Genomic DNA, 24,398 nt, shown 5'->3' with positions numbered 1-24,398 from the left:
ACGTCAGCCGCCTGCTAAGGCTGGCTTTTCCCACAAGGTTTTTGTTCCCTTTTCGTTCCTATATGCACTGTTGCTGATTGTCAAGGAATGGCAACAATGCCCGAGCCCATCATATGGGATTCAAAACAGCGCTTGCCAAATCAATAAGTATCGACTTATGCTTTTGTCATGATCGAAGCAGAAATTTTCCGCGCTTTGGCCGACCCGACGCGCCGCGCCGTCTTCGAGCGCCTCGCCGCAGCTGAGATGAGCGTGTCGGAATTGCGCAGCGGCCTGACGGTGTCGCAGCCGGCAGTGTCGCAGCATCTGGCGGTGCTGCGTGGCGCCGGCCTGGTGATCGAGCGGCGGGCCGGCCGCAACGCCTATTATCGTGCCGATCCGCAGGGGCTTGCCCCCTTGCTCTCCTGGATCGAGCGCTACCGAACCTTCTGGCCGGAGCGCATCGAAAGGCTGAAGACGGTTTTGAAGGACATGGATCAATGACGAGCGTGGGATCAATGAACGCAGGAAACCAGAGCGAAGCGACCCCGGATGTGCTCGAGTTCGAATACGACCTTGCCGAACCGCCGGAAAAAGTATGGCGGGCGCTGACCGTGCCTGAACTGCTCGCCGCCTGGATGATGCCGAACGATATCAAGCCTGAGACCGGCAGTCGTTTTGCCTTCGCCGGGCTGGACACTGCCATCGAATGCGAAATCCTCGACGCCGAGCCGGAGCGCTTGCTGCGCTATTCCTGGCGTGAGCAGCCGGGCGACGCTGGGGATCCGTTCGACAGTGTCGTCACCTTCACGCTCGCCCGCACCGTTTCCGGCGGTACGCATCTGCGCATCGTCCATGACGGTTTTGCGGGGAAAGCGATGCCTGCCGTCGCCATGGCCGGCGCCGGCTGCCGGCTCTCGCTTGGATTGCAAGGGCGCGCAAAGCCTGTCGCCGCGAACATACCGAACACCCTGCTGCTCGCAGCCTGAACACGGAAATCGGAGACGAAAAATGAGTGGTCTTGCCAGTCTGGTGCCGATGGTGATCGAGCAATCGAGCCGCGGTGAACGCGCCTTCGACATTTTCTCGCGGCTGCTGCGCGAGCGCATCATCTTCATCAATGGCGAGATCAACGACGATGTCTCGGCGCTGGTTTGCGCGCAGCTTTTGTCATTGGAGTCAGATAATCCCGACAAGGAGATATCGCTCTACATCAACTCACCGGGCGGCGTGGTGACCAGCGGTTTCGCCATCTACGACACGATGCAGTACGTCAGTTGCCCGGTATCGACCGTGTGCATGGGGTTCGCCGCCTCGATGGGCTCGTTCCTGCTGATGGCGGGCACGCCGGGGCGCCGCATCGCGCTGCCGAACGCCACCGTTCTGCTGCATCAGCCGTTGGGTGGCTTCCAGGGCCAGGCTTCCGACATCCAGCGCCATGCCGAGCGGATCGGCAAGACCAAACAGCGCATGGCCGAACTCTACGCGCAGCATTGCGGCCGCAGCTATGAGGAGGTCGAACGCACGCTCGACCGCGACCATTTCATGACCGCTCGCGAGGCCCAGGCATGGGGCATTGTCGACCATGTCTTCGACACCCGCAAAAAGGCGGCATGAGGCTGATTTTGGTCATCAATCAAATGCAGATGCACTAAATGCAGAAAATAGTTTTTATCACCTATCAATGAATTCGGCGCTATTGAATCCGTTGAATTATCAACAGAGGCATAAATGCCAAAGCCTAACGATCCAAACAAACGAGCATTACGCGCTATATTAGCTATAGCAGGAATATGCATGGCATTTTTCTTGCTAGTTAATGTTCCCGGAGGGTATGGATGTCTGGCGCGTGGCGGCGACGTGCGAATCGAAGGTATATCCATTCGCTGCTACATGGATTTTAGCAACTGGCAACCAGGCCAGCCAGCACGCCCTGTGTCAGACTAATATAGAGATTTGAAGACCTTGAAGCCTGATCACCACATTGAAGGCTGACGGCGTCGCATCCATTTCGCCGCCGCTGGTCTGGTTTCGCAATGAGCGCGGCACTATAGTCATGCCATGCGCTACCGCCTGAACAGACTGATGACAGCCATTGCGATCACCGCAGCGACGTCCGGCGGGGCTTTTGCCGCGGACAATACCTCCCAGGCACAGAAAGGCGCCCTGCCCGGCGTGAACGGTGATTATCGCATCGCCAAGCCGGCTCCCCAGCCGGAACCCGACGATGCGTTCCCCAGCAACGGCAACGGCACGTTCAAGATCGGCGATACCGATGTCAGGATTTCCGGCACCATCACGGTCGATATGGCCACGGGCGGGTTTAAGCCCCCAAGGTGAGCAGCCCCTCCGCTGGGCCAGTTCAGCCATTTCCTCAAACGAACAGCCCCGCCGTGCCTTAGGCAAACGGACGGGGCTTTTCTGGATCTCAAATCCATATTTTGCCGGGAGTGTACTGCCGGCGTTTGATTTCGGATGCTACGCGGCGTCAGCCGACGATCCGACTAGCAGTCTCTGATTTTTGGGGAATACGGCAAGTCACGGTTTGTCGGGTGGCGCAAACGCTAAACCCTGGCACTTATGCCTGCCGCGGCTCCAACGAGGCGTGGAGCCCTTGGGGACTATCCGGTGGCGTCATGCTCCGCTCCTGTGTCCGTTGCGACATTGTCGTAGCGAAGCGCAAATCGCAAGTACCTGCGGCGTCTCGCAGGCCGCCTTGGGGCGGCGAGGCCATCGAAAGACGGCCGGCTTCGCTGACCCCAGGAGACTGCTCCCCTGAGCCGGCCACGTCAACCTTCAATAGCCGGTTACGGAAAATTGTGATCGCCGGGAGGTTACGTACAGGTCAGGTTTCTGCACAGCTTTGTCAGGAGCGTGTTCGGCCTTTGTTCTTTCTGCTTGCCCCTTCGCGTGAAAGGCGGTTAAACGACTTCTGTCGGGAATTGTGGCGTCTCTCGACGTGGCGGCAAAAACACCTACATAGGGGATGGCCGGGACAATCCCGCCAATCCCACGAATTCCAGATCTGAGGCGGCGACCGGCGATGGCCGACCATAAATTCCTTTCCATTCGCGGGGCGCGCGAACACAATCTGAAGAATGTCGATCTCGATTTGCCGCGTGACAGCCTGATCGTCATGACCGGCCTGTCGGGCTCCGGCAAATCGTCGCTCGCCTTCGACACCATCTACGCCGAAGGCCAGCGCCGCTATGTCGAGAGCCTGTCGGCCTATGCCCGGCAATTCCTCGAAATGATGCAGAAGCCCGACGTCGACCAGATCGACGGCCTGTCGCCTGCCATCTCCATCGAGCAGAAGACCACGTCGAAGAACCCGCGTTCCACGGTCGGCACAGTCACCGAGATCTACGACTATATGCGCCTGCTGTTCGCGCGTGTCGGCGTACCTTATTCGCCGGCCACCGGCCTGCCGATCGAGAGCCAGACGGTCAGCCAGATGGTTGACCGGGTGCTGGCGCTGGAGGAAGGCACGCGCCTGTTCCTGCTGGCGCCGATCGTGCGCGGCCGCAAGGGCGAGTATCGCAAGGAACTGCTGGAGTTGCAGAAGAAGGGTTTTCAGCGCGTCAAGGTCGACGGCGTCTTCTATGAGATCGCGGATGTTCCGGCGCTCGATAAAAAATACAAGCACGACATCGACGTCGTCGTCGATCGCATAGTCGTGCGTGGCGATCTGGCCACGCGTCTTGCCGATTCCATCGAGACGGCGCTGAAGCTCGCCGAGGGGCTGGCGGTGGCCGAATTCGCCGACAGGCCGCTCGATTCCAGCCAGACCGGCGAGGATTCGGTCAACAAGTCGAAGAACGAGACGCATGAGCGCATCCTGTTCTCGGAAAAATTCGCCTGTCCGGTATCCGGCTTTACCATCCCCGAGATCGAGCCGCGGCTGTTCTCGTTCAACAACCCGTTCGGCGCCTGCCCGACCTGCGACGGTCTCGGCAGCCAGCGCGCCATCGACCCCAATCTCGTCGTGCCCGACGAAAACGTCTCGCTGCGCGACGGGGCCGTCAGCCCATGGGCGAAGTCGACCTCGCCCTATTACGTGCAGACGCTCGAAGCCTTGGGCAAGGCCTACAACTTCAAGCTCGGCGACAAGTTCAAGGATTTGAGCGCCGAGGCCCAGGACGCGATCCTGCGCGGCACCGGCGAGCGCGAAGTCACCTTCCAGTATGATGACGGCCTGCGCTCCTACAAGACGACCAAGACCTTCGAAGGCGTTATCCCCAATCTCGAACGGCGCTGGAAGGAAACTGAATCCGCCTGGATGCGCGAGGAGATCGAGCGCTTCATGTCGGCGACGCCCTGCCCCGTCTGCAAAGGCTATCGGCTGAAGCCGGAAGCGCTGGCGGTGAAGATCGGCGGCAAGCACATCGGCGAAGTCACGGAACAGTCGATCCGCAATGCCGACAAATGGTTCACCGATCTGCCTGCGCAGCTCAACGATAAGCAGAACGAGATCGCGGTGCGCGTGCTTAAGGAAATCCGCGAGCGCCTGCGCTTTCTCAACGATGTCGGGCTCGACTATCTGACATTGTCGCGCAATTCGGGCACGCTGTCGGGCGGCGAGAGCCAGCGCATCCGCCTGGCGTCGCAGATCGGCTCGGGTCTGACCGGCGTGCTTTACGTGCTGGACGAGCCGTCGATCGGCCTGCATCAGCGCGACAACACGCGCCTCCTCGATACGCTCAAGCACCTTCGCGACATCGGCAACACCGTCATCGTCGTCGAACATGACGAGGATGCCATCCTGCATGCCGACTATGTCGTCGACATGGGGCCGGCCGCTGGCATCCATGGCGGCGAGATCATCGCCCAGGGCACGCCGCAGCAGGTGATGGCCAACCCCAATTCGATCACCGGCAAATATCTGTCGGGCGCGCTTGAAGTGGCCACCCCCGGGGTCCGGCGTGAGGCGAAAAAGAACCGGCGCCTGAAAATCGTCGGCGCGCGCGGCAACAATCTGAAGAATGTCACCGCCGAGATCCCGCTCGGCACCTTCACCGCTGTCACCGGCGTGTCGGGCGGCGGCAAGTCGACCTTCCTGATCGAGACGCTGTTCAAGGCGGCCTCGCGCCGCATCATGGGGTCGCGCGAACATCCGGCCGAGCATGACCGCATCGAGGGTCTGGAATTCCTCGACAAGGTCATCGACATCGACCAGTCGCCGATCGGTCGCACGCCGCGTTCGAACCCCGCCACCTATACCGGCGCCTTCACGCCGATCCGCGACTGGTTCGCCGGCCTGCCCGAAGCCAAGGCGCGCGGCTACCAGCCGGGACGCTTCTCGTTCAACGTCAAGGGTGGCCGCTGCGAGGCCTGCCAGGGCGACGGCGTCATCAAGATCGAGATGCACTTTTTGCCCGACGTCTACGTCACCTGCGACGTCTGCCACGGCAAGCGCTACAACAGGGAGACGCTCGACGTCCTGTTCAAGGGCAAGTCGATCGCCGACGTGCTCGACATGACCGTCGAGGAAGGCGTCGATTTCTTCGCCGCCGTGCCCGGCGTGCGCGACAAGCTCGATACGCTGAAGCAGGTCGGCCTCGGCTACATCCATATCGGCCAGCAGGCGACGACGCTGTCCGGCGGCGAGGCGCAGCGCATCAAGCTCGCCAAGGAACTGTCGCGCAAGGCGACCGGCAAGACGCTCTACATCCTCGACGAGCCGACCACCGGCCTGCATTTCCACGACGTCGCCAAACTCCTGGAAGTGCTGCACGAACTGGTCGACCAGGGCAACACGGTGGTGGTCATCGAGCACAATCTCGAAGTGATCAAAACCGCAGACTGGGTGCTCGACCTTGGCCCCGAAGGCGGCGACGGCGGCGGCGAACTGGTTGCCCAGGGTACACCGGAAGCGATCGTGCGTGAGAAGCGCAGCTACACCGGCCAGTTCCTCAAGGAGCTGTTGGAGCGGCGCCCCGGAGGCAAGCGCGAAGCGGCGGAGTGATGGCTGGGGATGGTCTCATCACGGTTCAGAGCCGCTTTGGCGTGACCGAAACCATCGACCGCCTTGCTGAGGTGGTCAAGCGTGCCGGCCTAGTCGTCTTCGCGCGCATCGATCATGCCGCCGGCGCACGTGATGTCGGCGCTGCGTTGCGGCCAACCGAACTGCTGATCTTCGGCAACCCCAGAGGTGGCACCCCTCTCATGCAGGACAGTCAGCTTGCCGGCATCGATCTGCCCGTCAAGGCGCTGGGCTGGGAAGATGAACAAGGCAATGCCTGGCTGTCCTACAACGATCCGCACTGGATCGCCGGTCGCCACGGCCTGGGCGATGTCAGCCGCGCTGCAGTCGCGGCGATTGCCACAGGCATGGAGAAGGTGATCGCCGCTGCTGCTGGAATGGATCAGTCATGAGACTTGCCCGCCCTGAAGATCTTGCTGCGATCGTCGCGCTGACGGAAGCCGCCTACGCCCCCTACAACGCCATACTCGACGCACCGCCGATCCCGGTGACCGAAGACTACGCGCCGCGCATCGCGAACGGCGAGGTCTGGCTGCTGGAGAGCGGCGGCGAACCTGCCGGAGTGCTCACACTGGAGCGGCATGCGGATCACGCGATGATCTTCTCCGTCGCTGTGTCGCCCGCCTTCCAGGGCAAGGGTTTTGGCACAGAGCTGCTCAATCACGCGGATCAACAGACGCGCTTGTGGGGCCTGCCGGAGATACGGCTCTACACCAATGCGAAAATGGAGCGGAACATCGCGCTCTATCTCGCCTACGGTTATCGCGAAACGGGTCGCCGGCCCAACCCCTACCGGCCAGGATGGGTGCTGGTCGACATGGCAAAACCGGTCGACGAGACCACGACAGCCTGATTTTCTGAACGCGGCCAGACTTCTGAATTTGGCCAGACACCGCACTCGGGAGGACGATAATGAGCAAATCGGGAACAATCCGCTCCGGCATGGGCGGCTGGACCTTCGAGCCCTGGGACACGTCCTTCTATCCGGACAAATTGTCGAAGGCCAAGCAACTGCACTACGCCAGCCGGCAGGTGCCGAGCATCGAGGTCAACGGCACCTACTACTCCAGCTTCAAGGAGCCGACCTTCGTCAAATGGGCAAGCGAGGCGCCGGACGGTTTCGTCTATTCGCTGAAGGGCAACCGCTTCGTCACCAACCGTCGCGTGCTGGGCGAAGCCGGGGAATCGATGATGCGCTTCCTCGGTTCCGGCGTTGCCGCGCTCGGCGACAAGCTCGGCCCGATCCTGTGGCAGTTCGCGCCGACGAAAAAGTTCGATCCGGACGATTTCGAAGCCTTTTTGAAACTGCTGCCGGAGAAACAGGATGGTGTCGCACTGCGTCACGCGCTGGAAGTGCGCAACGACAGTTTCATCGTGCCGGAATTCGCGGCGCTTGCCCGCAAATACAAGGCGGCGATCGTCTATGCCGACCATGCCAAATATCCTGATATCGCCGACATCACCGGCGACTTCGTCTACGCACGGCTGCAGACCGGCTCGGACGACAATCCCGATTGCTACACGCCGAAGGGCCTCGACGAATGGGCGGTGCGGGCAAAGACATGGGCGGAAGGCGAGCAGCCGGCCGATTTGCGGCGCGCCGATCCCGCCACCGACGCGCCTGTGCAGCCGCGCGATGTGTTCGTCTACTTCATCACCGAAGGCAAGGCGCGCGCACCGTTCGGGGCGATGGCGCTGATGAAGCGGGTAGCCGGCTGACAAGCATCCGTTGTTGTTCGGCTACATGCTGTAAGCGCATCATCTATGCGTTTTGCGCGTAGCAAAGCGCCTATTCCTGGGCATCTTCGCCACGATCGTAACCATATCGACACTTCCTTGCTGCATGAATGCGGCGACGCCAAGCCGCACAGCTTGAGCCGCCGCCGGCAGGGAAAGAGGGGCATGTCGCTCGACTACACTTCACTTCTGCTGGCCGTCGGTTTCTCCGCCGCTTGCCTGAGCCTGACGTTGTTCGGCATGTGGCTGACCGCCCGCACGGAGCGGTTCCTGCTGACATGGGCGATCAGCCTGGTGTTCGTGGTCGGCGATATCTTTGTCTATGACGCCTATATCGACATGCCCGGGCGCTTGCTCGGCATCGCCACCCTTGCCCTTTTGCTGCTCGGTTTCTCGACCATGCTGGGTGCGGCCTACCAGTTCAGAACCGGCGGCTCGCCGCTGCCGCGAGCACTGTTGGGCTGTGTTTCACTGGCAGTGACGCTGCCTCCCATGGCTCTGGGCTATGATGGCCTTGGCTTCATGTTCGAGAACCTGTTCGCCGCCTTGCTCCTGTTCGCGACGGCATTCGAATACTGGCGCGGCCGCGACGAAGCCCCTGCCCTGACGGTCGGCATCACCGCGCTCTACTCGGCCACTGCCGTTTCCTTCATGCTGTGCGCGGCGGTCCTGGCATGGGACGGCAAGCTGGTGCTCGGCCATGCACCAAGCAACTGGGCCGAGGAACTGAGCCTCATTGTCGTCATCGCCAGTATGACGGGTATTGGCGCCCTGTCACTTGCGCTCAACCAGGGGCGTCTGGCGAGGCATCACCGCCGCAACGCGCTCACCGATCCCTTGACCGGCCTGCTCAACCGGCGCGCGCTGTTCGACATGCATGGCCATCTCCCGGTCGGCGCCTTCACCGCCGTGGTCGTCTTCGATCTCGACAATTTCAAAACCATCAACGACGAGTTCGGCCACGCGGCGGGCGACGAGGTGCTGAAGGTGTTTGCGAGCGAACTCGCCGGTAATCTGCGCCAGACCGACGTTGCCGCGCGCATGGGCGGCGAGGAATTCGCGCTGGTATTGAAGCGCACCTTGCCGGAAGCGGTCGAGGACGCGGCAGAGCGCATCCGGACCGCCTTCGCGACACGCCTGATAGAAACCGAAACCGGCTCACTGACGTGCACGGTCAGCGCCGGTTTTGCATTCGGCAGCAAAGAGGGGCTCAGCTTCGACAAGGTGCTCAGTGCCGCCGACAAGGCGCTCTACGACGCCAAGCGCGGCGGTCGCAACCGCGTCACCGCCTCTCCGTTCCGGCGCGCGAGCTGACCGCGCGTATCATGCCGAGCTGTGACCATTGGATGGGCGAAAGCGGCTCCAATGCATGTCGCCCAAAAGTGGCCCCGGTAGAACGACATGCATGAAATCAAGGACCTAAAGCGCGTCGCAGGAATCCATTCAGACGCGACGCGCTTTAGGCCGCCATCACGATTTCATTGAAAGTATCGAGGTCGACGTAGAACACCTTGGTGATCTCCTCGATCAGGTCGTCGTATTCGCAGCCCTGTGACCTCAAAATGTTGATGGCCGCGATGATGTCGACCCGTTCGGTAAGCCGCCGCTTCTGGTAGTCCTCGACGAAACGTTCCATGGCTGTCCCTTAGCCTGTGTGCCCAAACGCGTTTGAACGACAAAGATCGCAGGAGGGAAGCTAGGAAGCCTTGCTTGCGTGGAACTTGCCGGCCTTCGCCGCGCCCTCGATCTGCGATAACCAGACTGATACGGAAGCGGCCGACTCACAAAGCCAACAAAAGACTAGCATGCCGCCTCTGGCGCGCCAGAGATGCGGATCGCTGGATGAAAGAATATTGGACTTGCCAAGGACTTTGGATCGTCAGCTGAAGTCCAGCACCGATTCTAGACGGTAAGGAACTTTCGTACATCAGCCCGGTCTAGATCTTCCGCCGGGCCAGTATGGACGATCTGGCCCCGGTCCATGATGTTGACCTCGTCGGCAAGCTCGCGGCAGAAGTCGAGATATTGTTCGACCAGCAGCACCGCGATACCAGCCTGGTCGCGCAAATAGCGGATGGCGCGGCCGATGTCCTTGATGATCGACGGCTGGATGCCTTCGGTGGGCTCATCCAGCACCAGCAGCTTCGGCCGCATCACCAGCGCCCTGCCGATGGCGAGCTGCTGCTGCTGACCGCCCGAAAGGTCGCCGCCGCGGCGGCCAAGCATCTGCTTCAGCACCGGAAACAGCTCGAAGACATGCGCCGGCACGTTGCGGTCGGCACGCTTCAATGGCGCAAAGCCGGATTCCAGGTTTTCGCGCACCGTGAGCAGGGGAAAGATCTCCCTGCCCTGCGGCACGAATGCGATGCCCGACCGGGCGCGGTCATACGCCGCGCTCCGGTCGAGCGCCTTCCCCTCGAAGGCAACGCTTCCGCTCGTCAGCCGGTGGTGGCCGACGATCGATCTCATCAAACTGGTCTTGCCGACGCCGTTGCGGCCGAGCACACAAGTGATCTTGCCGGCGCCCGCCTTCAGCGAAACGCCGCGCAGCGCCTGGGCGGCGCCGTAGTGGAGCGTGGCGTTGGAAACTTCGAGCATGTCAGCGCCTTCTCCAGAACCGGAGAAACGACAGATCGAAGCGATGAAATTGCACCCGCCAGATCATGCTCATCTCCCCAGATAGACTTCGACGACACGTTCGTCGGCTGAGACGAAATCGAGCGTGCCTTCCGACAGCACCGAGCCTTCGTGCAGGCAGGTGACCTTGACGCCGAGTTCGCGCACGAAATGCATGTCGTGCTCGACGACGATGACCGAATGGTCGCGCGCAATGTCCTTGAGCAGCCGCGCGGTCTCTTCGGTTTCCGCATCGGTCATGCCCGCGACCGGCTCGTCGACCAAAAGCAATTTCGGGTCCTGCGCCAGAAGCATGCCGATCTCCAGCCACTGTTTCTGGCCGTGACTGAGATTGGCGGCCAGCTCGTGGCGCTTGTCGCCCAGCCGGATGACGCCGAGAATGTCGTCGATCTGCCGCGCCTCGGCCGCAGAGCGACGGTGGAACAGCGCCGGGAAGATCGAACGCGGCCCCTTCAGCGCCAGCATGAGATTGTCCTCGATCGTATGGCTTTCGAAGACCGTCGGCTTCTGGAATTTGCGGCCGATGCCCATCATGGCGATCTCGGCCTCGTCATGCCTGGTGAGATCCACCTGGCCGTCGAAGAACACTTCGCCCTCGTCGGGCCGCGTCTTGCCGGTGACGATGTCCATCATCGTCGTCTTGCCGGCGCCGTTGGGGCCGATGATGGCGCGCATCTCGCCCTTGTCGAGCACCAGCGACAGATTGTTGATGGCGCGAAAACCGTCGAAGGAGACCGAGACGCCGTCGAGATAGAGGATGGTGTTCGACTTGCTCATGGTCGCTACTCCGCCGCCTGCGGTTCAGGGTCGGACAAGGACCACTCGCCCGGATTCCTCGCCGGCGAGCGAGCGGGCCTCGAGGTCGCGGACGCCACTACGACCTTGGTGCCGGCCTCTTCAGCGACGGAGGCCGCCCGCAGCGCCTTCGCATTGCCGCGCCAGCTGTCCCACATGCCGATGATGCCCTTCGGCAAGAGCAAGGTGACGGCGACGAACAGGCCGCCGAGCGCAAACAGCCACAATTCCGGCAGCACGCCGGTGAACCAGGATTTGCCGGCATTGACCAGCAGCGCGCCGATGATCGGCCCGACGATGGTGCCGCGCCCGCCGACGGCGGCCCAGATCACCACCTCGATCGAATTGGACGGTTCGAACTCACCGGGATTGATGATGCCGACCTGCGGCACGTAAAGCGCGCCGGCAATGCCGGCCATGACGGCCGAGACGGTGAAGGCGAACAGTTTCACATTCTCCGCCCGCCAGCCGAGGAAGCGCGTGCGGCTTTCGGCGTCACGCACCGCCATCAGGAGCTTACCGTATTTGGAGCCGACGATCGCCCAGGTGATGAACACGGCGAGCGCCAGCATCACCGCGCTGGCGGCGAACAGCGCCGAACGCGTTGCGTCGGCCTGAACGTTGAAGCCCAGAATGTCCTTAAAATCTGTCAGGCCGTTATTGCCGCCGAAACCCATATCGTTGCGGAAGAAGGCCAGCAGCAGCGCATAGGTCATCGCCTGGGTGATGATGGAGAGATAGACGCCGGTGACGCGGCTGCGGAAGGCGAACCAGCCGAAGACGAAGGCGAGCAGGCCGGGCACCGCCAGCACCATGATCGCCGCAAACCAGAAATGGTCGAAGCCATGCCAGAACCACGGCAATTCCTTGTAGTTCAGGAACACCATGAAATCGGGCAGGATCGGGTTGCCATAGACACCGCGCGAGCCGATCTGGCGCATCAGATACATGCCCATCGCATAGCCGCCGAGCGCGAAGAAGGCGCCGTGGCCGAGCGAAAGTATGCCGCAATAGCCCCAGACCAGGTCGAGGGAGAGCGCCAGCAGCGCATAGCAGAGATATTTGCCGGTCAGCGCCACGATATAGGCCGGGACGTAGAGGGCGCTGGTTGGCGATACCGCAAGGTTGAGCAGCGGCACGACAATCGCCGCGGCCAACAGGATGAAGATGGTGATGGCGATGCGGCGGTCGGCGCCGGCGGCGAAGAAGCGTCCCGTGATCATGCTTCCACCGCCCTGCCCTTGAGCGCGAACAGCCCGCGCGGGCGCTTCTGGATGAACAGGATGATCAGCACCAGCACGACGATCTTGCCAAGCACCGCGCCAGCGTAAGGCTCGAGGAACTTGTTGACGATGCCAAGCGAAAACGCACCGACCAGCGTGCCCCAGAGATTGCCGACGCCGCCGAAGACGACGACCATGAAGCTGTCGATGATGTAGCCGCGGCCGAGATTGGGCGAGACATTGTCGATTTGGCTGAGCGCGACACCGGCGATGCCGGCAATGCCGGATCCGAGCGCGAAGGTCAGCGCATCGACCCACGGCGTCCTGATGCCCATCGAGGCAGCCATGCGGCGGTTGGCGGTGACGGCGCGCATCTGCAGGCCCCAGGGCGTGCGCTTCATCACATAGAGCAGGACGCCGAAGACGGTGAGCGCGAAGACCAAGATCCACAGCCGGTTCCAGGTAATGGCCAGCTGGCCGATATCGAACGAACCCGACATCCAGGAGGGGTTGCCGACCTCCTGGTTGGTAGGCCCGAAGATCGAGCGCACCGCCTGCTGCAGGATCAGCGACACGCCCCAGGTCGCCAGCAGCGTCTCCAGCGGCCGTCCGTAGAGGAAGCGGATGACGCCGCGTTCGATGGCGAGGCCGACGAGGGCGGCGACCAGAAAGGCCAGCGGCAGCGCGATCACCAGCGACCAGTCGAACAGGCCGGGAAAGGATGTGCGGATCACCTGCTGGACGACGAAGGTGGTGTAGGCGCCGAGCATCACCATCTCGCCATGCGCCATGTTGATGACGCCCATGACGCCGAAGGTGATGGCAAGCCCGATCGCCGCGAGCAGCAGCACCGAGCCCAGCGAAATGCCGTACCAGATGTTCTGCCCGGCATCCCAAAGCGCCAATGTCGAATTGATGTTGGCGATCGCGGCTGTCGCGGCTTCCTTCACCGCTCCCGAGGCGTTGGCCTCGACCGAGGTGAGCAGCGAAACCGCGTCACGGTCGCCGCGCGCGCCGATCAGCGCGATGGCTGCCAGCTTGTCGGCTTCAGGCCGGTCCGAGACAAGGATCGAGGCAGCGCGGGCCTGCTCCAGCAGAGCCTTGACGCTGGCAACCGTCTCCTTGGCGATCGCCGCGTCGAGCGGTTCGATATTGGCCGCGTCGGGCGTTTTGAACATGGTGTCGGCGGCGGCGATGCGGACAGTCGGGTCCTTGGCGCCGAGCGTCAGCGTGCCCAGCGCGTCGCGGATGACGCGGCGCAGCGTGTTGTTGACCTTAATCTTGGTGATGTCGTCCTTGGCCGCCTCGCCGGATGCCTCGCCGCTCAGCGGATCGGAAAGCTGGACGCTTTCGCCGGCTTCCTTGCCGACGAAGACCACGGAATCGGCCTTGCGGATATAGAGGTTGCCGTCGGCGAGCGCAGAAAGCGGCCGTTCGACCAGGGGATCACCGGCGGCCGCCAGTTCATGGACGACAGCTCCGATCTCCGAAAAGCCCTTGGCCGTCGCGAATTTGGCGATGATGCCACGCAGGTCGGCTTCCGCCGCGCCCGAAGACGACAGCGTCGCCAGCAGGAACAGCAGTGTCAGGCCCGTGCGGATCAACGTCATCGGCTTATGTTAACCCTTGGAGGTTGAATTGGGCGTCCGGACGGTGGAGGAAACCGTCCGGACGCGCGCGGTCCGACTAGGTCAGCCCGGGTCTGACTAGTCAGCCCGGGGAGGATCAGTTCGTTCCCTTGCCGCCGCACTTGCCGGTGGCAACGTTGAAGTTGCCGCACGACAGAGGCTTGCGCCAATCGGAGATCAAATCCTTGGAGTCCGGCAGGTAGTCGGACCATTCGTCGCCCATCACCAGGCCCGGCGTGCGCGAAACCGTCTCGAACTGGCCGTCGGCCTGGATTTCGCCGATCAGCACCGGCTTCGTGATGTGATGGTTCGGCATCATCGTCGAATAGCCGCCCGTCAGGTTCGGCACCGAAACGCCAATCATGGCGTCGATGACCTTGTCGGGATCGGTGGTGCCGGCCTTCTCCACCGCCTTCACCCACATGTTGAAGCCGATATAGTGGGCTTCCATCGGGTCGTTAGTGGTGCGTTTGTCGTTCTTGATGAACTTGTGCCAGTCGGCGATGAACTTCTTGTTTTCGGGTGTGTCGACGCTCTCGAAGTAGTTCCACGCGGCGAGATGGCCGACCAGCGGTGCGGTGTCGAGACCGGCCAGCTCTTCCTCGCCGACCGAGAAGGCCATGACCGGGATATCCTCGGCCTTGATGCCCTGGTTGCCGAGTTCCTTGTAGAACGGCACGTTGGCGTCGCCGTTGACGGTCGAGACGACGGCGGTCTTCTTGCCGGCCGAACCGAACTTCTTGATCGCCGAGACTTCGGTCTGCCAGTCGGAAAAACCAAACGGCGTGTAGTTGACCATGATGTCTTCGGCCGCGACGCCCTTGGCCTTCAGATAGGCTTCGAGGATCTTGTTGGTGGTGCGCGGATAGACGTAGTCGGTGCCTTCCAGCACCCAGCGCTTCACCGAGCCGCCATCCTCGCTCATCAGATAGTCGACCGCCGGAATGGCCTGCTGGTTGGGCGCGGCGCCCGTGTAGAACACGTTGCGCTCGCTCTCCTCGCCCTCATACTGGACGGGATAGAACAGGATGTTGTCGAGCTCGGAGAACACCGGCAGCACCGATTTGCGCGACACCGAGGTCCAGCAGCCGAACACCGCCGCGACCTTATCCTTCGAAATCAGCTCGCGCGCCTTTTCGGCGAACAGCGGCCAGTTGGAAGCCGGATCGACGACGACGGCTTCAAGCTTCTTGCCGAGCAGGCCGCCCTTGGCGTTCTGCTCATCGATGAGCATCAGCATGGCGTCCTTCAGCGTCGTCTCCGAAATCGCCATCGTCCCCGACAGCGAATGGAGAATGCCGACCTTGATCGTATCGTCGGCCGCCCTGGCGGGAGCCGACATCAACAGACCGGCGGCAACCACGCTCGCCGAAAACATTTTTGTTATTGTCGAGAAATTACCCCTCATACGGAAGACTCCCAAGCTGGTTGATTGCACCGCAACGATACAATGCAACCCCCATGCCAACCGCTGACGGGGCGCTGAAAAACGGCAAATAGACCAACATTATCAGACGACTATTATATTAGATTGAACAAACATAAGAGAGCCGGTTAAGAATTGGTTGAGGGAAATTTGCGCAGCGCACACAGCATCTGCCCAAATTTTGCCCAATTTCACCAAATGCCTAGATTTTGGCCTCTGCGCGTGGGCGGGGCGACAAATGTTGCGGCCCAGCACAAGAATAGGGCAAGCTCCCTGCTCAACCGAGCGACGTCATGGCATCCCTGATTTCACGCATTTTTATCGGCACCGCGCTTCTGGCGGCAGCGACCGGCGCCGCACAGGCCGACTTCAGCGACGGCAAGATGCCTGACGGCACCTATCACTGCGAAGTCTACCTGCTCGGCATGTTCCTCGACCTCGGCGACATCACCATCAAGGGGAACGTCTATACAGGCCCTGTAACCTTCGGAACCGCCCAGCTCGCCTACAACTATCAGATGAACGCAACCGGCGAGATCACCTGGCTGGGACCGCTCGGCGGCTACACCGCCGGCGGCAACTCGCTGTCGATGACCCAGGCGACACTGGACGGCCAGAACCCACCCTCCTTCGATATCATCATGAAGCAGCCCGACGGAGCCTTCACCGCCTCGACCTGCACAAGGGGCTGAACGCCCAAAAAAGGCGCGGAACCCTGTCGGGTCCCGCGCCAGCAGGCAGTCGGGAGGTGGACTAGATGCTTCTCGCCGACATCTGGGCGGCGATGTAGTCGGCTTGGCGGATCGCCAGCGACACGATGGTCAAGGTCGGGTTTTCGGCGGCACCCGTCGTGAACTGGCTGCCGTCCGACACGAACAGGTTCTTGATGTCGTGCGTCTGGCCATGCTTGTTGACGACGCCATGCTCCGCCTTCTCGCTCATCCGGTTGGTGCCCAGATTGTGGGTCGAGGGATAGGGCGGCGTCGGGAAGGTGCGCGTCGCACCAACCGCATCGTAAAGCGCTGAAGCCTGCTTATAGGCATGGTTGCGCATCGCCGTGTCGTTCGGGTGATCGTCGAAATGCACGTCGGCGATCGGCATGCCGTGTTCGTCCTTCTCATCGGCATGCAGCGTGATGCGGTTCTCCTCGCGCGGCATGTCCTCGCCGACGATCCACAGGCCGGCCATATTGTCATAGTGATCGAGCGCGGTAGTGAAGGAGCGCCCCCAGCCGCCAGGGTTGAGGAAAGCCGCCATGAACGGCAATCCAAGCGACAGCGTCTCGAACTCGTAGCCGCCGACGAAGCCACGTGACGGATCATGCCGCGCCTCGTCGCGGATGATGCCGGCCATGGTGGTGCCGCGATACATGTGCACCGGTTTGTCGAAGACGGCATAGACCGATCCGGTGGTGTGGCGCATGTAGTTCTTGCCCACCTGCCCTGATGAATTCGCGAGCCCATGCGGAAATTTGCTTGATTGCGAATTGAGCAGCAGGCGCGGGCTTTCGATCGAATTGCCGGCCACCGCGACGATACGGGCCTTCTGCTCCTGCAACTTGCCGTCCTTGTCGGCATAGACGACGCCGGTCACCTTTCCCTTGGCATCATGGTTGATCTTGATCACCATGGCGTTCGGCCGCACTTCGAGGTGGCCTGTCGCTTCGCCCTTGGGGATTTCGGTATAGAGGGTCGACCATTTGGCGCCCCATTTGCAGCCCTGGAAGCAGAAGCCGGTCTGCTGGCAGGAGTTGCGGTCGTCGCGTTCGACCGAGTTGATCGCCATGTTGCCGGTATGGCATTCCTTGTAGCCGAGCTTGTCGGCGCCGGCCTTCAACACCTTGAAATTGTTGTTGCCCGGCAGCCGCGGCCAGTCATTGGTGCCGGTCACGCCCATCTTGGCTTCCGCCTTGGCGTAATAAGGCTCCATCTCGGCCAGCGAAATCGGCCAGTCCAAAAGATTGGCGCCGGCCTGCTTGCCGTAAGTCGACAGCGTCTTGAACTCATGCTCCTGGAAGCGCAGCGACGCGCCGGCCCAGTGCGTGGTTGAGCCGCCGACCGATTTGACGATCCAGGCCGGCAGGTTCGGGAAATCCTTCGCCACACGCCAGTCGCCGGATGTGGTGCGCTTGTCCTTCCAGGCGAGCTGGGCGAACGATTCCCACTCGTCATTGATGAAGTCCTCATATTCGTGGCGGGCGCCCGCCTCGAGGATGACGACATCGATGCCCTTCTGCGCCAGTTCGTTGCCGAGCGTGCCGCCGCCGGCGCCCGAGCCGATGATGACGACCACGCCGTCATTCTTGAGATCAAATTGTGCTGCCACGGTTTCCTCCCATGAGATCGGTCAAAAAGCGGTTACGGACAGAGCGGCTCAGAGCCACTCGATGTCGTTGAAACCGCGCGCGATGTAGCCGCCCTTGGAGTAGGACTCGCCCTCGTAGCCGAAGATCGGCCACACCTCTTTCTGGTTGTAGAGACTGACGACGAGACCACCGCGCACCGCCTGGAAGAAAGGCGTCTTCTCGATCTCGGTGAGCAGCGCCACACGCTGCTCTTCCCAGCCGAGCCCGCGATAACCACCCTTGCCAGCCTTGCTGTCGAGATCGGCGATGCCCTTCTCGATCAGCTCCTTGTGGGCAGGATCCTTGGCGGCTGTCTCGTCATGGCCTTTGACGGCGATAGCGTAATATTTGTCCGGCACCTGGTCGTGCGGATAGATGTCGCGCGCCACTTGGATCAGTGTCGCCATCGTCTCGGGCTTCAGCGCCGAGGTTTCAAGCCCCCAGGCCTGTTCCGGGCTGATGACCGCGCTGCCGGAGATGACGAGCAACGCGCCGATGCTGCCGCGTTTGAGAAGCTCACGACGTGAAAGTCCAGGCTTTCCGTCATAGATCGTGACCATAGTTTCCTCCCTGCTTGCTGTTTGCACCCTTCGGGTGCCGTTGCTGGCGCCGCGCCGGTGCACGCGGCGGGTTGTCCCCTATTGGAAGCGCCCCCCTCGCTGCAGGACCTCGATCTTGTAGCCGTCGGGGTCCTCGATGAAGAAAAAGCGTGCGATGAGCGACCCGTCGCGGTTGAACTCGACGATCTTCTTCGGATTGAAGCCGAGCGCACCGAGCCGGTCATGTTCGCTGTCGAGATCGGCGACAGAGACGGCCAGGTGGCCATAGCCGTCGCCAAGCGCATAAGGCTCCTGCCGCCCCTTGTTGACGGTCAGCTCAACTTCGAAAGGCGTATCGGTATTGCTGAGATAGATCAGCGTGAAGGTCTCGAAATCCAGCCGCTGGGCAACCTCCAGCCCGAACGCCCTGGTGTAGAAGTCGATGGACCGGGCCTCGTCGATAACCCGGATCATGGTGTGGATTGCCTTCGCCAAATCAGACCCCGCAGCGTTCGTACTTTCGAAGCCGATTATGCGCGCCGGCGAAAAAAGGTGGTGGCAGCCGATTACCACGCATGCGGCTTGAAAATGGCTAGTGTCGCCCAAGATTCCAGGGAGGCCATCGCCTTAAGGACGAAAGTCTGATTGCCGTTATCGACGGTCCGGTCGAAGATGAAATCGCAGGCAGTGTTCAAAAGGCGCCGATGGCTCCGTCGACGCCCAAGACCAACAATAACGGGAGGTACCAATGTGCAGAGTGTTTGCCGCACAGGATCCGGAAGGCTATCGCCAGATCAACCGGTCGATCCGCATTGATGGACATTCGACCAGCATCCAGCTCGAGGCAACGTTCTGGACCTTGCTGGACGAAATCGCCGACAGCCAGGACCTGACGACGCCGAAATTCATCTCGAAGCTGTATGACGAAGCCATCGAGATCAACGGCGAGATACCCAATTTCGCATCCATGCTTCGCACCACCTGCGCGCTCTATCTGCGCGGCCATCGGCCCAGCGTGGACGAGCGAATGGCGTTGAAGCAGGAAGCTGCCTAGCGCCCCCCAGCGATTTCGAGCGCCAGCCGGCTCATATCGGTGAAAAGCGCCTGGCGCTCGGAATAGTCGGCCTCTTCGCCGGTAACCAGATTGTCGACAACGGTCAACAGCGACAACGCCCTCGCGCCGAAATGCGTCGCGATGCGGTAGAGCGCGCTGGTTTCCATGTCCACGGCCAGCGCTCCGAGTGCCCTTGCCTCGGCATATCGAGCGTGCGTTTCAGGATGGTAGAATATGTCGGTGCAGACTGTCAGGCCGGCATGGTGGTCAATGCCGAGTTCGGCTGCCTTGGCCAATGCGCGGGCGAGCAACGCCGGATCCGGACCGGCGTCAGCGTCATAAAGGCCAAAGACCTGGCCACTCTCCTTGTTTTCCGGCCGTGCCGATTGCGAGATCACCAGGCTGCGCAGCTTTACCTCGGCGCTCAGGCCACCGCAGGTCCCGGTGCGGATCAATGTTCGGATGCCATAATAGTCGAGCAATTCGTGGGTATAGATCAGGAACGACGAAACCCCGATACCCGTTGCCTGAATGCTGATGGGCCGGCCGCGATAAAGGCCGGTAAAGCCGAGAGCACCCCGCCTGCGATTGACGCAGCGTGGCGCTTCGAGAAATGTCTTCGCCATCCATTCGGCGCGCTGCGGGTCACCCGGCAACAGCACCGTTTCGGCGTAGTCGCCCTTGCCTGCCTCTATGTGTGGCGTCAATCGCTGCTCCCCCAAGCCCGCCTACCCTCTCGCCCGCAATCATGGCGCTGTCGGGGCGTTGTGCAAGGCAGACCACTGGAGAAAGCTAAATTAGGACTCCAGCATATCCTTGACGATCGTCGCCAGTTGCTTGAGCGAGAACGGCTTCGGCAGGAAGCCGAAATGCGCGTCGGCCGGCAAGTTCCTGGCGAAGGCGTCCTCGGCATAGCCGGACACGAACACGAACTTGATATCCGGCTGGCGCTTGCGCAACTCGCCAAGCAGGGTCGGCCCGTCCATTTCCGGCATGACCACGTCCGAAACGACGATGTCGACCTTGCCGCCCAGGGCTTCGAACACTTCCAGCGCCTCGACGCCCGAGGATGCCTCATGCACCGTATAGCCCCGAGAGGTCAGCGCACGCATGCCGCCCATGCGCACGGCATCCTCGTCCTCGACCAGCAGCACCGTGGCCGACCCCGACAGGTCCTTGGTGCTGTCGACCGGCTTGACCGGCGTGGCACTCGGGGTTTCCCCGAGTTCGGCCGCCTTCTTCGCTTCCGCGATGTGGCGCGGCAGGAAGATGCGGAAGGTCGATCCCTTGCCGACCTCGGAATCGCAGAAAATAAAGCCGCCTGTCTGCTTGATGATGCCGTAGACCATGGACAGGCCAAGGCCGGTGCCCTTGCCGACCTCCTTGGTGGTGAAGAACGGTTCGAAGATCTTCTTCAGCACGTCCGGCGCGATGCCGCTGCCGGTGTCTTCGACCTCGACCACGACATAGTCGGCCGCGGCGAGTTCGCGATAGGAGAAGATCTTGCACTCCTCGGCGGTGACGTTGCGGGTGCGCACGGTGAGATCGCCGCCAGCGGGCATCGCGTCGCGCGCATTGACCGCCAGATTGACCACCACCTGCTCGAACTGGCCGATATCGACCCTGACCGGCCACAGGTCCCGGCCGTGGTCGATCTTCAGCTTGATGTCGTTGCCGACCAGGCGGGCAAGCAGCATCCTGAGATCGGCGAGCACGTCGGTGAGGTTCAGCACTTCCGGCCGCAGCGTCTGCTTGCGCGAGAAGGCCAGCAACTGCCTGACCAGTGAAGCCGCCCGATTGGCGTTCTGCTTGATATTCATGATGTCGGGGAAGGACGGGTCCGACGGCCGGTGATTGGTCAAAAGCAGGTCCGACGCCATGATGATGGCGGTCAGCACATTGTTGAAGTCGTGGGCGATGCCGCCCGCGAGTTGCCCGACCGCCTGCATCTTTTGGCTTTGTGCCATCTGCCCTTCGAGCGCCTTCTGCTCGGTCGTCTCGACGGCGTAGACGATGGCCGATTCCTCTGCGCCCTCGCCGCCGGTGCCGTCGGCGACGGCATTGACGTAGAAACGGATATGCCGCTCCTCGTTGCCGGGCAGCACGGTGTCGATCGGCTCGATGTCGGCCTGCCGCTGCCGGGCCTTCTCGAATGCCGCGGCAAAGGCCGGCCGCTCGCGCTCATGGATCACCGTATCGAGCCGCACGCGGCGGTCCACGGCATCCCGGTCGACGACCGAGGAAAACAGCGACAGGAAGGGTGCGTTGGTGCGCAGGATGCGCCCGCTGGCATCGACACCCGCGATCGCCATCGGCGTCGAATTGAAGAAGCGGGTGAAGCGCACTTCCGAGGCGCGCAGATCGGCCGAGGCATCCTCGCCTTGCGTGCGGTTGAGCACGATCGTGCGCGTCGGACCGCCGATGCCTTCGCGGCTGGCCGAAACGCGATGCATGAAGCGCACCGGCAGCGCCTCTCCCGTCATCGTCGTCAAATCAAGATCGATGACCGCGTTGCGCGTCGTGCCGGGGTCGGCCTTGACCGAGCGCACCAAAGCCATGCCGTCGCCGGCAACGATATCCGGCAAGGTGACGGCGCCGGGCGTGAAACTGGCAAGATCGATGCCCAGCCATTCCGCGAGCGTGGCGTTAATGTAGGTGACGCGACCGTCCTGGTCGGCGGAAAAGAAGCCGGCCGGGGCGTGGTCGAGGTGATCGATGGCCTTCTGCAGGTCGAGGAAGAAACGCTCCTGCTCGGCCCGCTCCTGCGAAATGTCGGCGAGTTGCCAGGCCAGCATCGGCAGGCGCTGGCCCGGAACGTTGAAGGTCCGGGCGCGCGCCCGGTACCAGCGGGCGCCCGCTTCGGCTCCCGGCCGGATCGACTGCGCCAGCCGAAACTCGCCGTCGCCCGGCTGCCCGTCACGCAGGCCGGAGGCCAGCCGGTAAATCGTCACCGAGGCCTCGGGAACATCCGAAAGGAGCCCTTCGACCGTCTTGAGGTCGGCGGCCGAGGACGCTCCGGTCATGTCGGCATAGGCACGGTTGGCGTAGACGACGCGGCCCTTAGTGTCCGTCACCAGCAGGCCCTGCGCCATCGAATCGACGAAAGCCTTGGACAGTTCATCGCCAGTCGAGCGCGGCGTGACTTGTACGAAGCCGATCGCGGTCGCGAACAGAAAGCCGACGCCGATCATCGCGAGCACGCCCAGCATGCCGAGCAGGAAGGGATCGCCTAGGCGCTCGCGGAACAGACCGAAGACGATCGCGGCCCCCGTCAGAACGACGATGAAGATGATGAGCCGGGTGACCGCACCCGGTCGCGTGTTCTGGTCGACGATCGGTACCGGATAGAAATCGCCGCGCGCTTCCTTGGCCATATGCCCCCTGCTCGTGAAGTCCGACGTTCCGACACCCGCCCCTAATGCATGTCGCCCAAAAGTGACTTCGGTTTTGGGAAAACGACATGCACGAAAACAAGGCCCTAGAGCGCCTCGCGTGAATCCGCTTCAGCGCGACCCGCTTTAGCCGGTTGAATCACATTCTCCCAGTCCGGAAAAGGCCCGGGCGGCAAATGTCAGATAAAAATGATACCGGCCGTGTTTCAAGCTGTTCACGATGCGTGAAAGGCAACTTGCGGTGGCCAGCCGCAACGGTCTAGTGTCGCGTCTCTTTCCAAGACCGATCAGGGGAAACCAATGCAGTGGCTGGATAGCGTGGCGGGCCCTGGTTATGCGGCGGCACTCCTGTGGACCTTCGCGGCGCTGATCCTGCTGGTCATCGTGCTCGTCATCATCAGGCTGGTCCGCAACCTGACCTTCGGCACGTTCGTCGCCGGTGGCCGGAACCGTAAGACGCGGCTCGCCGTCATGGACGCCACCGCCGTCGACAGCCATCGTCGGCTGGTGCTGGTGCGCCGCGACGACATCGAACATCTGCTTCTGATCGGCGGTCCGACCGACGTAGTCGTCGAACGCGACATACGCCTTGCCGCGCCGCGCCGTCCAGCGCTGACCGGAGATGGCGGTCTGCAGCCCGTCCCGGCCACCGCGGCCCCGGCGGCAAAACCGCGGCCGCCTCAACCGGCTCCCGCACCGGCACGACCTGCGCCGCAGCCGGCGACCTCGGCGCCGCCTGCCCGCCCGCGCCCGGCAGCGCCACCACCAGCCCCAGCCCCCGCACCGAAACCGGCGCAACCCTATCAATCGACCAACGTCACGCCGCTGCCTGCCTATGGCTCCGCCAACGCCAATGCTGTCAGGCACGCGCCACCGCCACCGCAGAACAGTATCGACGACGCGCTCATGAAGGACCTGGAGGTTTCGCTCGACCAGCCGCGATCCGGTGGTCCGGTTGGCAAACCGGTGGCCAAGGCGCCGCAATCGCTCGACGATGAAATGACCAGGCTTCTGGGCGAACTTTCAAGCCAGAAGAAATGATTGCCGCCTGAGGCGCCCCGCCGGCCGGGTTTTGCTTTCGCTTGCTGCAACGGATTTGTGATACAGCCAACAAAAATGGCCGGAAAACCCGGCCATTTTTGACAATGACTTCACTTGTAACTGCCTTGAGATGCAGTCCAGAAGCAATGCGTCAGTCGTCGCGATAGACTTTTTCGCGGCGCTCATGCCGTTCCTGCGCTTCGATCGACAAGGTGGCTATCGGACGGGCGTCGAGCCGTTTCAGCGCGATCGGCTCGCCGGTTTCCTCGCAATAGCCGTAAGTGCCCTCGTCGATGCGCTGCAGCGCCGAATCGATCTTCGCGATGAGTTTGCGCTGACGGTCGCGAGCCCTGAGCTCTATGGCGCGGTCTGTTTCGGAAGAGGCGCGGTCGGCCAGGTCGGGGTGGTTGGCGTTTTCCTGCTGCAGGATTTCGAGAGTTTCGCGCGCTTCGCGCAATATGTCATTTTTCCAGGTGACGAGCTTCAGGCGGAAGTAGGATTTCTGCCGCTCGTTCATGAACGGCTCGTCTTCGGAGGGTACGTAATCGGCGGTAACGATGTCGTTCATTCGACTCACCCAAACTGCCCCAAATTTGGCGCTTATATATTCGCCGCCCGAC

At 62.1% G+C, this 24,398-nt stretch carries 24 protein-coding genes; 12 read left to right on the top strand and 12 right to left on the bottom strand.

Annotated features, from left to right (window positions below; genetic code table 11):
* The first annotated feature begins 168 nt into the window (after positions 1-168).
* The 9 genes from D3242_RS24420 (at position 169) to D3242_RS24380 (ending at position 9,013) form a co-directional block, all read left to right on the top strand.
* The gene (locus tag D3242_RS24420; protein ID WP_019858297.1) at positions 169-483 is read left to right on the top strand and encodes an ArsR/SmtB family transcription factor; all 315 of its coding nucleotides are present in this window, start codon (positions 169-171) and stop codon (positions 481-483) included.
* Between the two features lie 14 nt (positions 484-497).
* Positions 498-968: an SRPBCC family protein gene (locus D3242_RS24415; RefSeq protein ID WP_120145526.1), complete on the top strand. Its 471-nt coding sequence runs from the start codon at positions 498-500 to the stop codon at positions 966-968.
* A gap of 22 nt (positions 969-990) precedes the next feature.
* Complete coding sequence (locus D3242_RS24410) at positions 991-1,596, top strand: ATP-dependent Clp protease proteolytic subunit (RefSeq protein ID WP_019858300.1); 606 nt, start codon at positions 991-993, stop codon at positions 1,594-1,596.
* 468 nt (positions 1,597-2,064) lie between these two features.
* Positions 2,065-2,319 carry a hypothetical protein gene (locus tag D3242_RS24405; RefSeq protein WP_223217726.1) on the top strand — a complete coding sequence of 85 codons (255 nt, stop codon included), beginning with the start codon at positions 2,065-2,067 and terminating at the stop codon, positions 2,317-2,319.
* A gap of 703 nt (positions 2,320-3,022) precedes the next feature.
* A complete protein-coding gene (uvrA, locus tag D3242_RS24400) occupies positions 3,023-5,944 on the top strand; it encodes an excinuclease ABC subunit UvrA (RefSeq protein WP_064985644.1) in 2,922 nt (973 codons plus the stop codon).
* Positions 5,944-6,354, top strand: a complete 411-nt coding sequence (locus D3242_RS24395) for a DUF302 domain-containing protein (protein ID WP_019858302.1) — start codon at positions 5,944-5,946, stop codon at positions 6,352-6,354. Before uvrA ends, D3242_RS24395 begins: the two co-directional genes overlap by 1 nt.
* Positions 6,351-6,815 (top strand): GNAT family N-acetyltransferase, encoded by a 465-nt coding sequence (locus D3242_RS24390; RefSeq protein ID WP_064985646.1) that lies wholly within the window; start codon positions 6,351-6,353, stop codon positions 6,813-6,815. Before D3242_RS24395 ends, D3242_RS24390 begins: the two co-directional genes overlap by 4 nt.
* Positions 6,816-6,874: 59 nt before the next feature.
* Positions 6,875-7,681 (top strand): DUF72 domain-containing protein, encoded by an 807-nt coding sequence (locus D3242_RS24385; RefSeq protein ID WP_064985647.1) that lies wholly within the window; start codon positions 6,875-6,877, stop codon positions 7,679-7,681.
* 183 nt (positions 7,682-7,864) lie between these two features.
* Positions 7,865-9,013 (top strand): GGDEF domain-containing protein, encoded by a 1,149-nt coding sequence (locus tag D3242_RS24380; RefSeq protein ID WP_064985749.1) that lies wholly within the window; start codon positions 7,865-7,867, stop codon positions 9,011-9,013.
* Between the two features lie 145 nt (positions 9,014-9,158).
* Here the strand turns inward: D3242_RS24380 and D3242_RS24375 are convergent, their stop codons facing one another.
* From D3242_RS24375 to urtA, 6 genes are all read right to left on the bottom strand, one after another.
* Positions 9,159-9,335 (bottom strand): hypothetical protein, encoded by a 177-nt coding sequence (locus D3242_RS24375; protein WP_019858306.1) that lies wholly within the window; start codon positions 9,333-9,335, stop codon positions 9,159-9,161.
* A gap of 266 nt (positions 9,336-9,601) precedes the next feature.
* Complete coding sequence (urtE, locus tag D3242_RS24370) at positions 9,602-10,297, bottom strand: urea ABC transporter ATP-binding subunit UrtE (RefSeq protein WP_013895283.1); 696 nt, start codon at positions 10,295-10,297, stop codon at positions 9,602-9,604.
* 69 nt (positions 10,298-10,366) lie between these two features.
* The gene (gene urtD / locus D3242_RS24365) at positions 10,367-11,113 is read right to left on the bottom strand and encodes an urea ABC transporter ATP-binding protein UrtD (RefSeq protein ID WP_019858307.1); all 747 of its coding nucleotides are present in this window, start codon (positions 11,111-11,113) and stop codon (positions 10,367-10,369) included.
* A 5-nt stretch (positions 11,114-11,118) separates the two neighbouring features.
* Positions 11,119-12,354, bottom strand: coding sequence for an urea ABC transporter permease subunit UrtC (urtC, locus tag D3242_RS24360; protein ID WP_064985649.1), 1,236 nt, complete (start codon positions 12,352-12,354; stop codon positions 11,119-11,121).
* Positions 12,351-13,964 carry an urea ABC transporter permease subunit UrtB gene (gene urtB / locus D3242_RS24355; RefSeq protein WP_064985651.1) on the bottom strand — a complete coding sequence of 538 codons (1,614 nt, stop codon included), beginning with the start codon at positions 13,962-13,964 and terminating at the stop codon, positions 12,351-12,353. The genes urtC and urtB overlap by 4 nt, the downstream gene beginning before the upstream one ends.
* Positions 13,965-14,079: 115 nt before the next feature.
* Complete coding sequence (gene urtA / locus D3242_RS24350; RefSeq protein ID WP_019858310.1) at positions 14,080-15,390, bottom strand: urea ABC transporter substrate-binding protein; 1,311 nt, start codon at positions 15,388-15,390, stop codon at positions 14,080-14,082.
* A 311-nt stretch (positions 15,391-15,701) separates the two neighbouring features.
* On the opposite strand from urtA, the gene D3242_RS24345 reads away from it, so the two are divergent.
* On the top strand, positions 15,702-16,100 hold the full coding sequence (locus tag D3242_RS24345) for a hypothetical protein (RefSeq protein ID WP_064985654.1): 399 nt from the start codon (positions 15,702-15,704) through the stop codon (positions 16,098-16,100).
* A gap of 61 nt (positions 16,101-16,161) precedes the next feature.
* On the opposite strand, the gene D3242_RS24340 is transcribed toward D3242_RS24345, so the two are convergent.
* The 3 genes from D3242_RS24340 to D3242_RS24330 form a co-directional block, all read right to left on the bottom strand.
* Positions 16,162-17,733: a GMC family oxidoreductase gene (locus D3242_RS24340; protein ID WP_064985657.1), complete on the bottom strand. Its 1,572-nt coding sequence runs from the start codon at positions 17,731-17,733 to the stop codon at positions 16,162-16,164.
* A gap of 48 nt (positions 17,734-17,781) precedes the next feature.
* A complete protein-coding gene (locus tag D3242_RS24335; protein WP_019858314.1) occupies positions 17,782-18,312 on the bottom strand; it encodes a twin-arginine translocation pathway signal in 531 nt (176 codons plus the stop codon).
* A 78-nt stretch (positions 18,313-18,390) separates the two neighbouring features.
* Complete coding sequence (locus tag D3242_RS24330; protein ID WP_064985659.1) at positions 18,391-18,786, bottom strand: VOC family protein; 396 nt, start codon at positions 18,784-18,786, stop codon at positions 18,391-18,393.
* Between the two features lie 253 nt (positions 18,787-19,039).
* Between D3242_RS24330 and D3242_RS24325 the strand changes: the two genes are divergently transcribed.
* On the top strand, positions 19,040-19,345 hold the full coding sequence (locus D3242_RS24325; RefSeq protein WP_038646966.1) for a ribbon-helix-helix domain-containing protein: 306 nt from the start codon (positions 19,040-19,042) through the stop codon (positions 19,343-19,345).
* Here D3242_RS24325 and D3242_RS24320 read toward each other — a convergent pair.
* Both D3242_RS24320 and cckA read right to left on the bottom strand, forming a co-directional pair.
* Positions 19,342-20,052, bottom strand: a complete 711-nt coding sequence (locus D3242_RS24320; protein WP_064985661.1) for a purine-nucleoside phosphorylase — start codon at positions 20,050-20,052, stop codon at positions 19,342-19,344. The genes D3242_RS24325 and D3242_RS24320 overlap by 4 nt on opposite strands.
* Before the next feature lie 90 nt (positions 20,053-20,142).
* On the bottom strand, positions 20,143-22,719 hold the full coding sequence (cckA, locus tag D3242_RS24315) for a cell cycle histidine kinase CckA (RefSeq protein WP_019858318.1): 2,577 nt from the start codon (positions 22,717-22,719) through the stop codon (positions 20,143-20,145).
* Between the two features lie 318 nt (positions 22,720-23,037).
* Here cckA and D3242_RS24310 point away from each other — a divergent pair, with 318 nt between their 5' ends.
* Complete coding sequence (locus D3242_RS24310) at positions 23,038-23,778, top strand: flagellar biosynthetic protein FliO (RefSeq protein ID WP_064985664.1); 741 nt, start codon at positions 23,038-23,040, stop codon at positions 23,776-23,778.
* A gap of 151 nt (positions 23,779-23,929) precedes the next feature.
* Here D3242_RS24310 and dksA read toward each other — a convergent pair whose 3' ends face one another.
* Positions 23,930-24,346 carry an RNA polymerase-binding protein DksA gene (gene dksA / locus D3242_RS24305; RefSeq protein ID WP_010909647.1) on the bottom strand — a complete coding sequence of 139 codons (417 nt, stop codon included), beginning with the start codon at positions 24,344-24,346 and terminating at the stop codon, positions 23,930-23,932.
* Positions 24,347-24,398: the final 52 nt, after the last annotated feature.

Source organism: Mesorhizobium jarvisii (assembly GCF_003601985.1).
Classification (GTDB): domain Bacteria; phylum Pseudomonadota; class Alphaproteobacteria; order Rhizobiales; family Rhizobiaceae; genus Mesorhizobium; species Mesorhizobium jarvisii.
Note: the sequence above shows the minus strand (reverse complement) of the source record. Positions and strands in the feature narration are given on the sequence as shown.

Coding starts and splice junctions, on each gene's coding strand:
- D3242_RS24420 (WP_019858297.1), top strand. CDS start 169: ATGATCGAAGCAGAAATTTTCCGCGCTTTGGCCGACCCGACGCGCCGC.
- D3242_RS24415 (WP_120145526.1), top strand. CDS start 498: ATGAACGCAGGAAACCAGAGCGAAGCGACCCCGGATGTGCTCGAGTTC.
- D3242_RS24410 (WP_019858300.1), top strand. CDS start 991: ATGAGTGGTCTTGCCAGTCTGGTGCCGATGGTGATCGAGCAATCGAGC.
- D3242_RS24405 (WP_223217726.1), top strand. CDS start 2,065: ATGACAGCCATTGCGATCACCGCAGCGACGTCCGGCGGGGCTTTTGCC.
- uvrA (WP_064985644.1), top strand. CDS start 3,023: ATGGCCGACCATAAATTCCTTTCCATTCGCGGGGCGCGCGAACACAAT.
- D3242_RS24395 (WP_019858302.1), top strand. CDS start 5,944: ATGGCTGGGGATGGTCTCATCACGGTTCAGAGCCGCTTTGGCGTGACC.
- D3242_RS24390 (WP_064985646.1), top strand. CDS start 6,351: ATGAGACTTGCCCGCCCTGAAGATCTTGCTGCGATCGTCGCGCTGACG.
- D3242_RS24385 (WP_064985647.1), top strand. CDS start 6,875: ATGAGCAAATCGGGAACAATCCGCTCCGGCATGGGCGGCTGGACCTTC.
- D3242_RS24380 (WP_064985749.1), top strand. CDS start 7,865: ATGTCGCTCGACTACACTTCACTTCTGCTGGCCGTCGGTTTCTCCGCC.
- D3242_RS24375 (WP_019858306.1), bottom strand. CDS start 9,335: ATGGAACGTTTCGTCGAGGACTACCAGAAGCGGCGGCTTACCGAACGG.
- urtE (WP_013895283.1), bottom strand. CDS start 10,297: ATGCTCGAAGTTTCCAACGCCACGCTCCACTACGGCGCCGCCCAGGCG.
- urtD (WP_019858307.1), bottom strand. CDS start 11,113: ATGAGCAAGTCGAACACCATCCTCTATCTCGACGGCGTCTCGGTCTCC.
- urtC (WP_064985649.1), bottom strand. CDS start 12,354: ATGATCACGGGACGCTTCTTCGCCGCCGGCGCCGACCGCCGCATCGCC.
- urtB (WP_064985651.1), bottom strand. CDS start 13,964: ATGACGTTGATCCGCACGGGCCTGACACTGCTGTTCCTGCTGGCGACG.
- urtA (WP_019858310.1), bottom strand. CDS start 15,390: ATGAGGGGTAATTTCTCGACAATAACAAAAATGTTTTCGGCGAGCGTG.
- D3242_RS24345 (WP_064985654.1), top strand. CDS start 15,702: ATGGCATCCCTGATTTCACGCATTTTTATCGGCACCGCGCTTCTGGCG.
- D3242_RS24335 (WP_019858314.1), bottom strand. CDS start 18,312: ATGGTCACGATCTATGACGGAAAGCCTGGACTTTCACGTCGTGAGCTT.
- D3242_RS24325 (WP_038646966.1), top strand. CDS start 19,040: ATGTGCAGAGTGTTTGCCGCACAGGATCCGGAAGGCTATCGCCAGATC.
- cckA (WP_019858318.1), bottom strand. CDS start 22,719: ATGGCCAAGGAAGCGCGCGGCGATTTCTATCCGGTACCGATCGTCGAC.
- D3242_RS24310 (WP_064985664.1), top strand. CDS start 23,038: ATGCAGTGGCTGGATAGCGTGGCGGGCCCTGGTTATGCGGCGGCACTC.
- dksA (WP_010909647.1), bottom strand. CDS start 24,346: ATGAACGACATCGTTACCGCCGATTACGTACCCTCCGAAGACGAGCCG.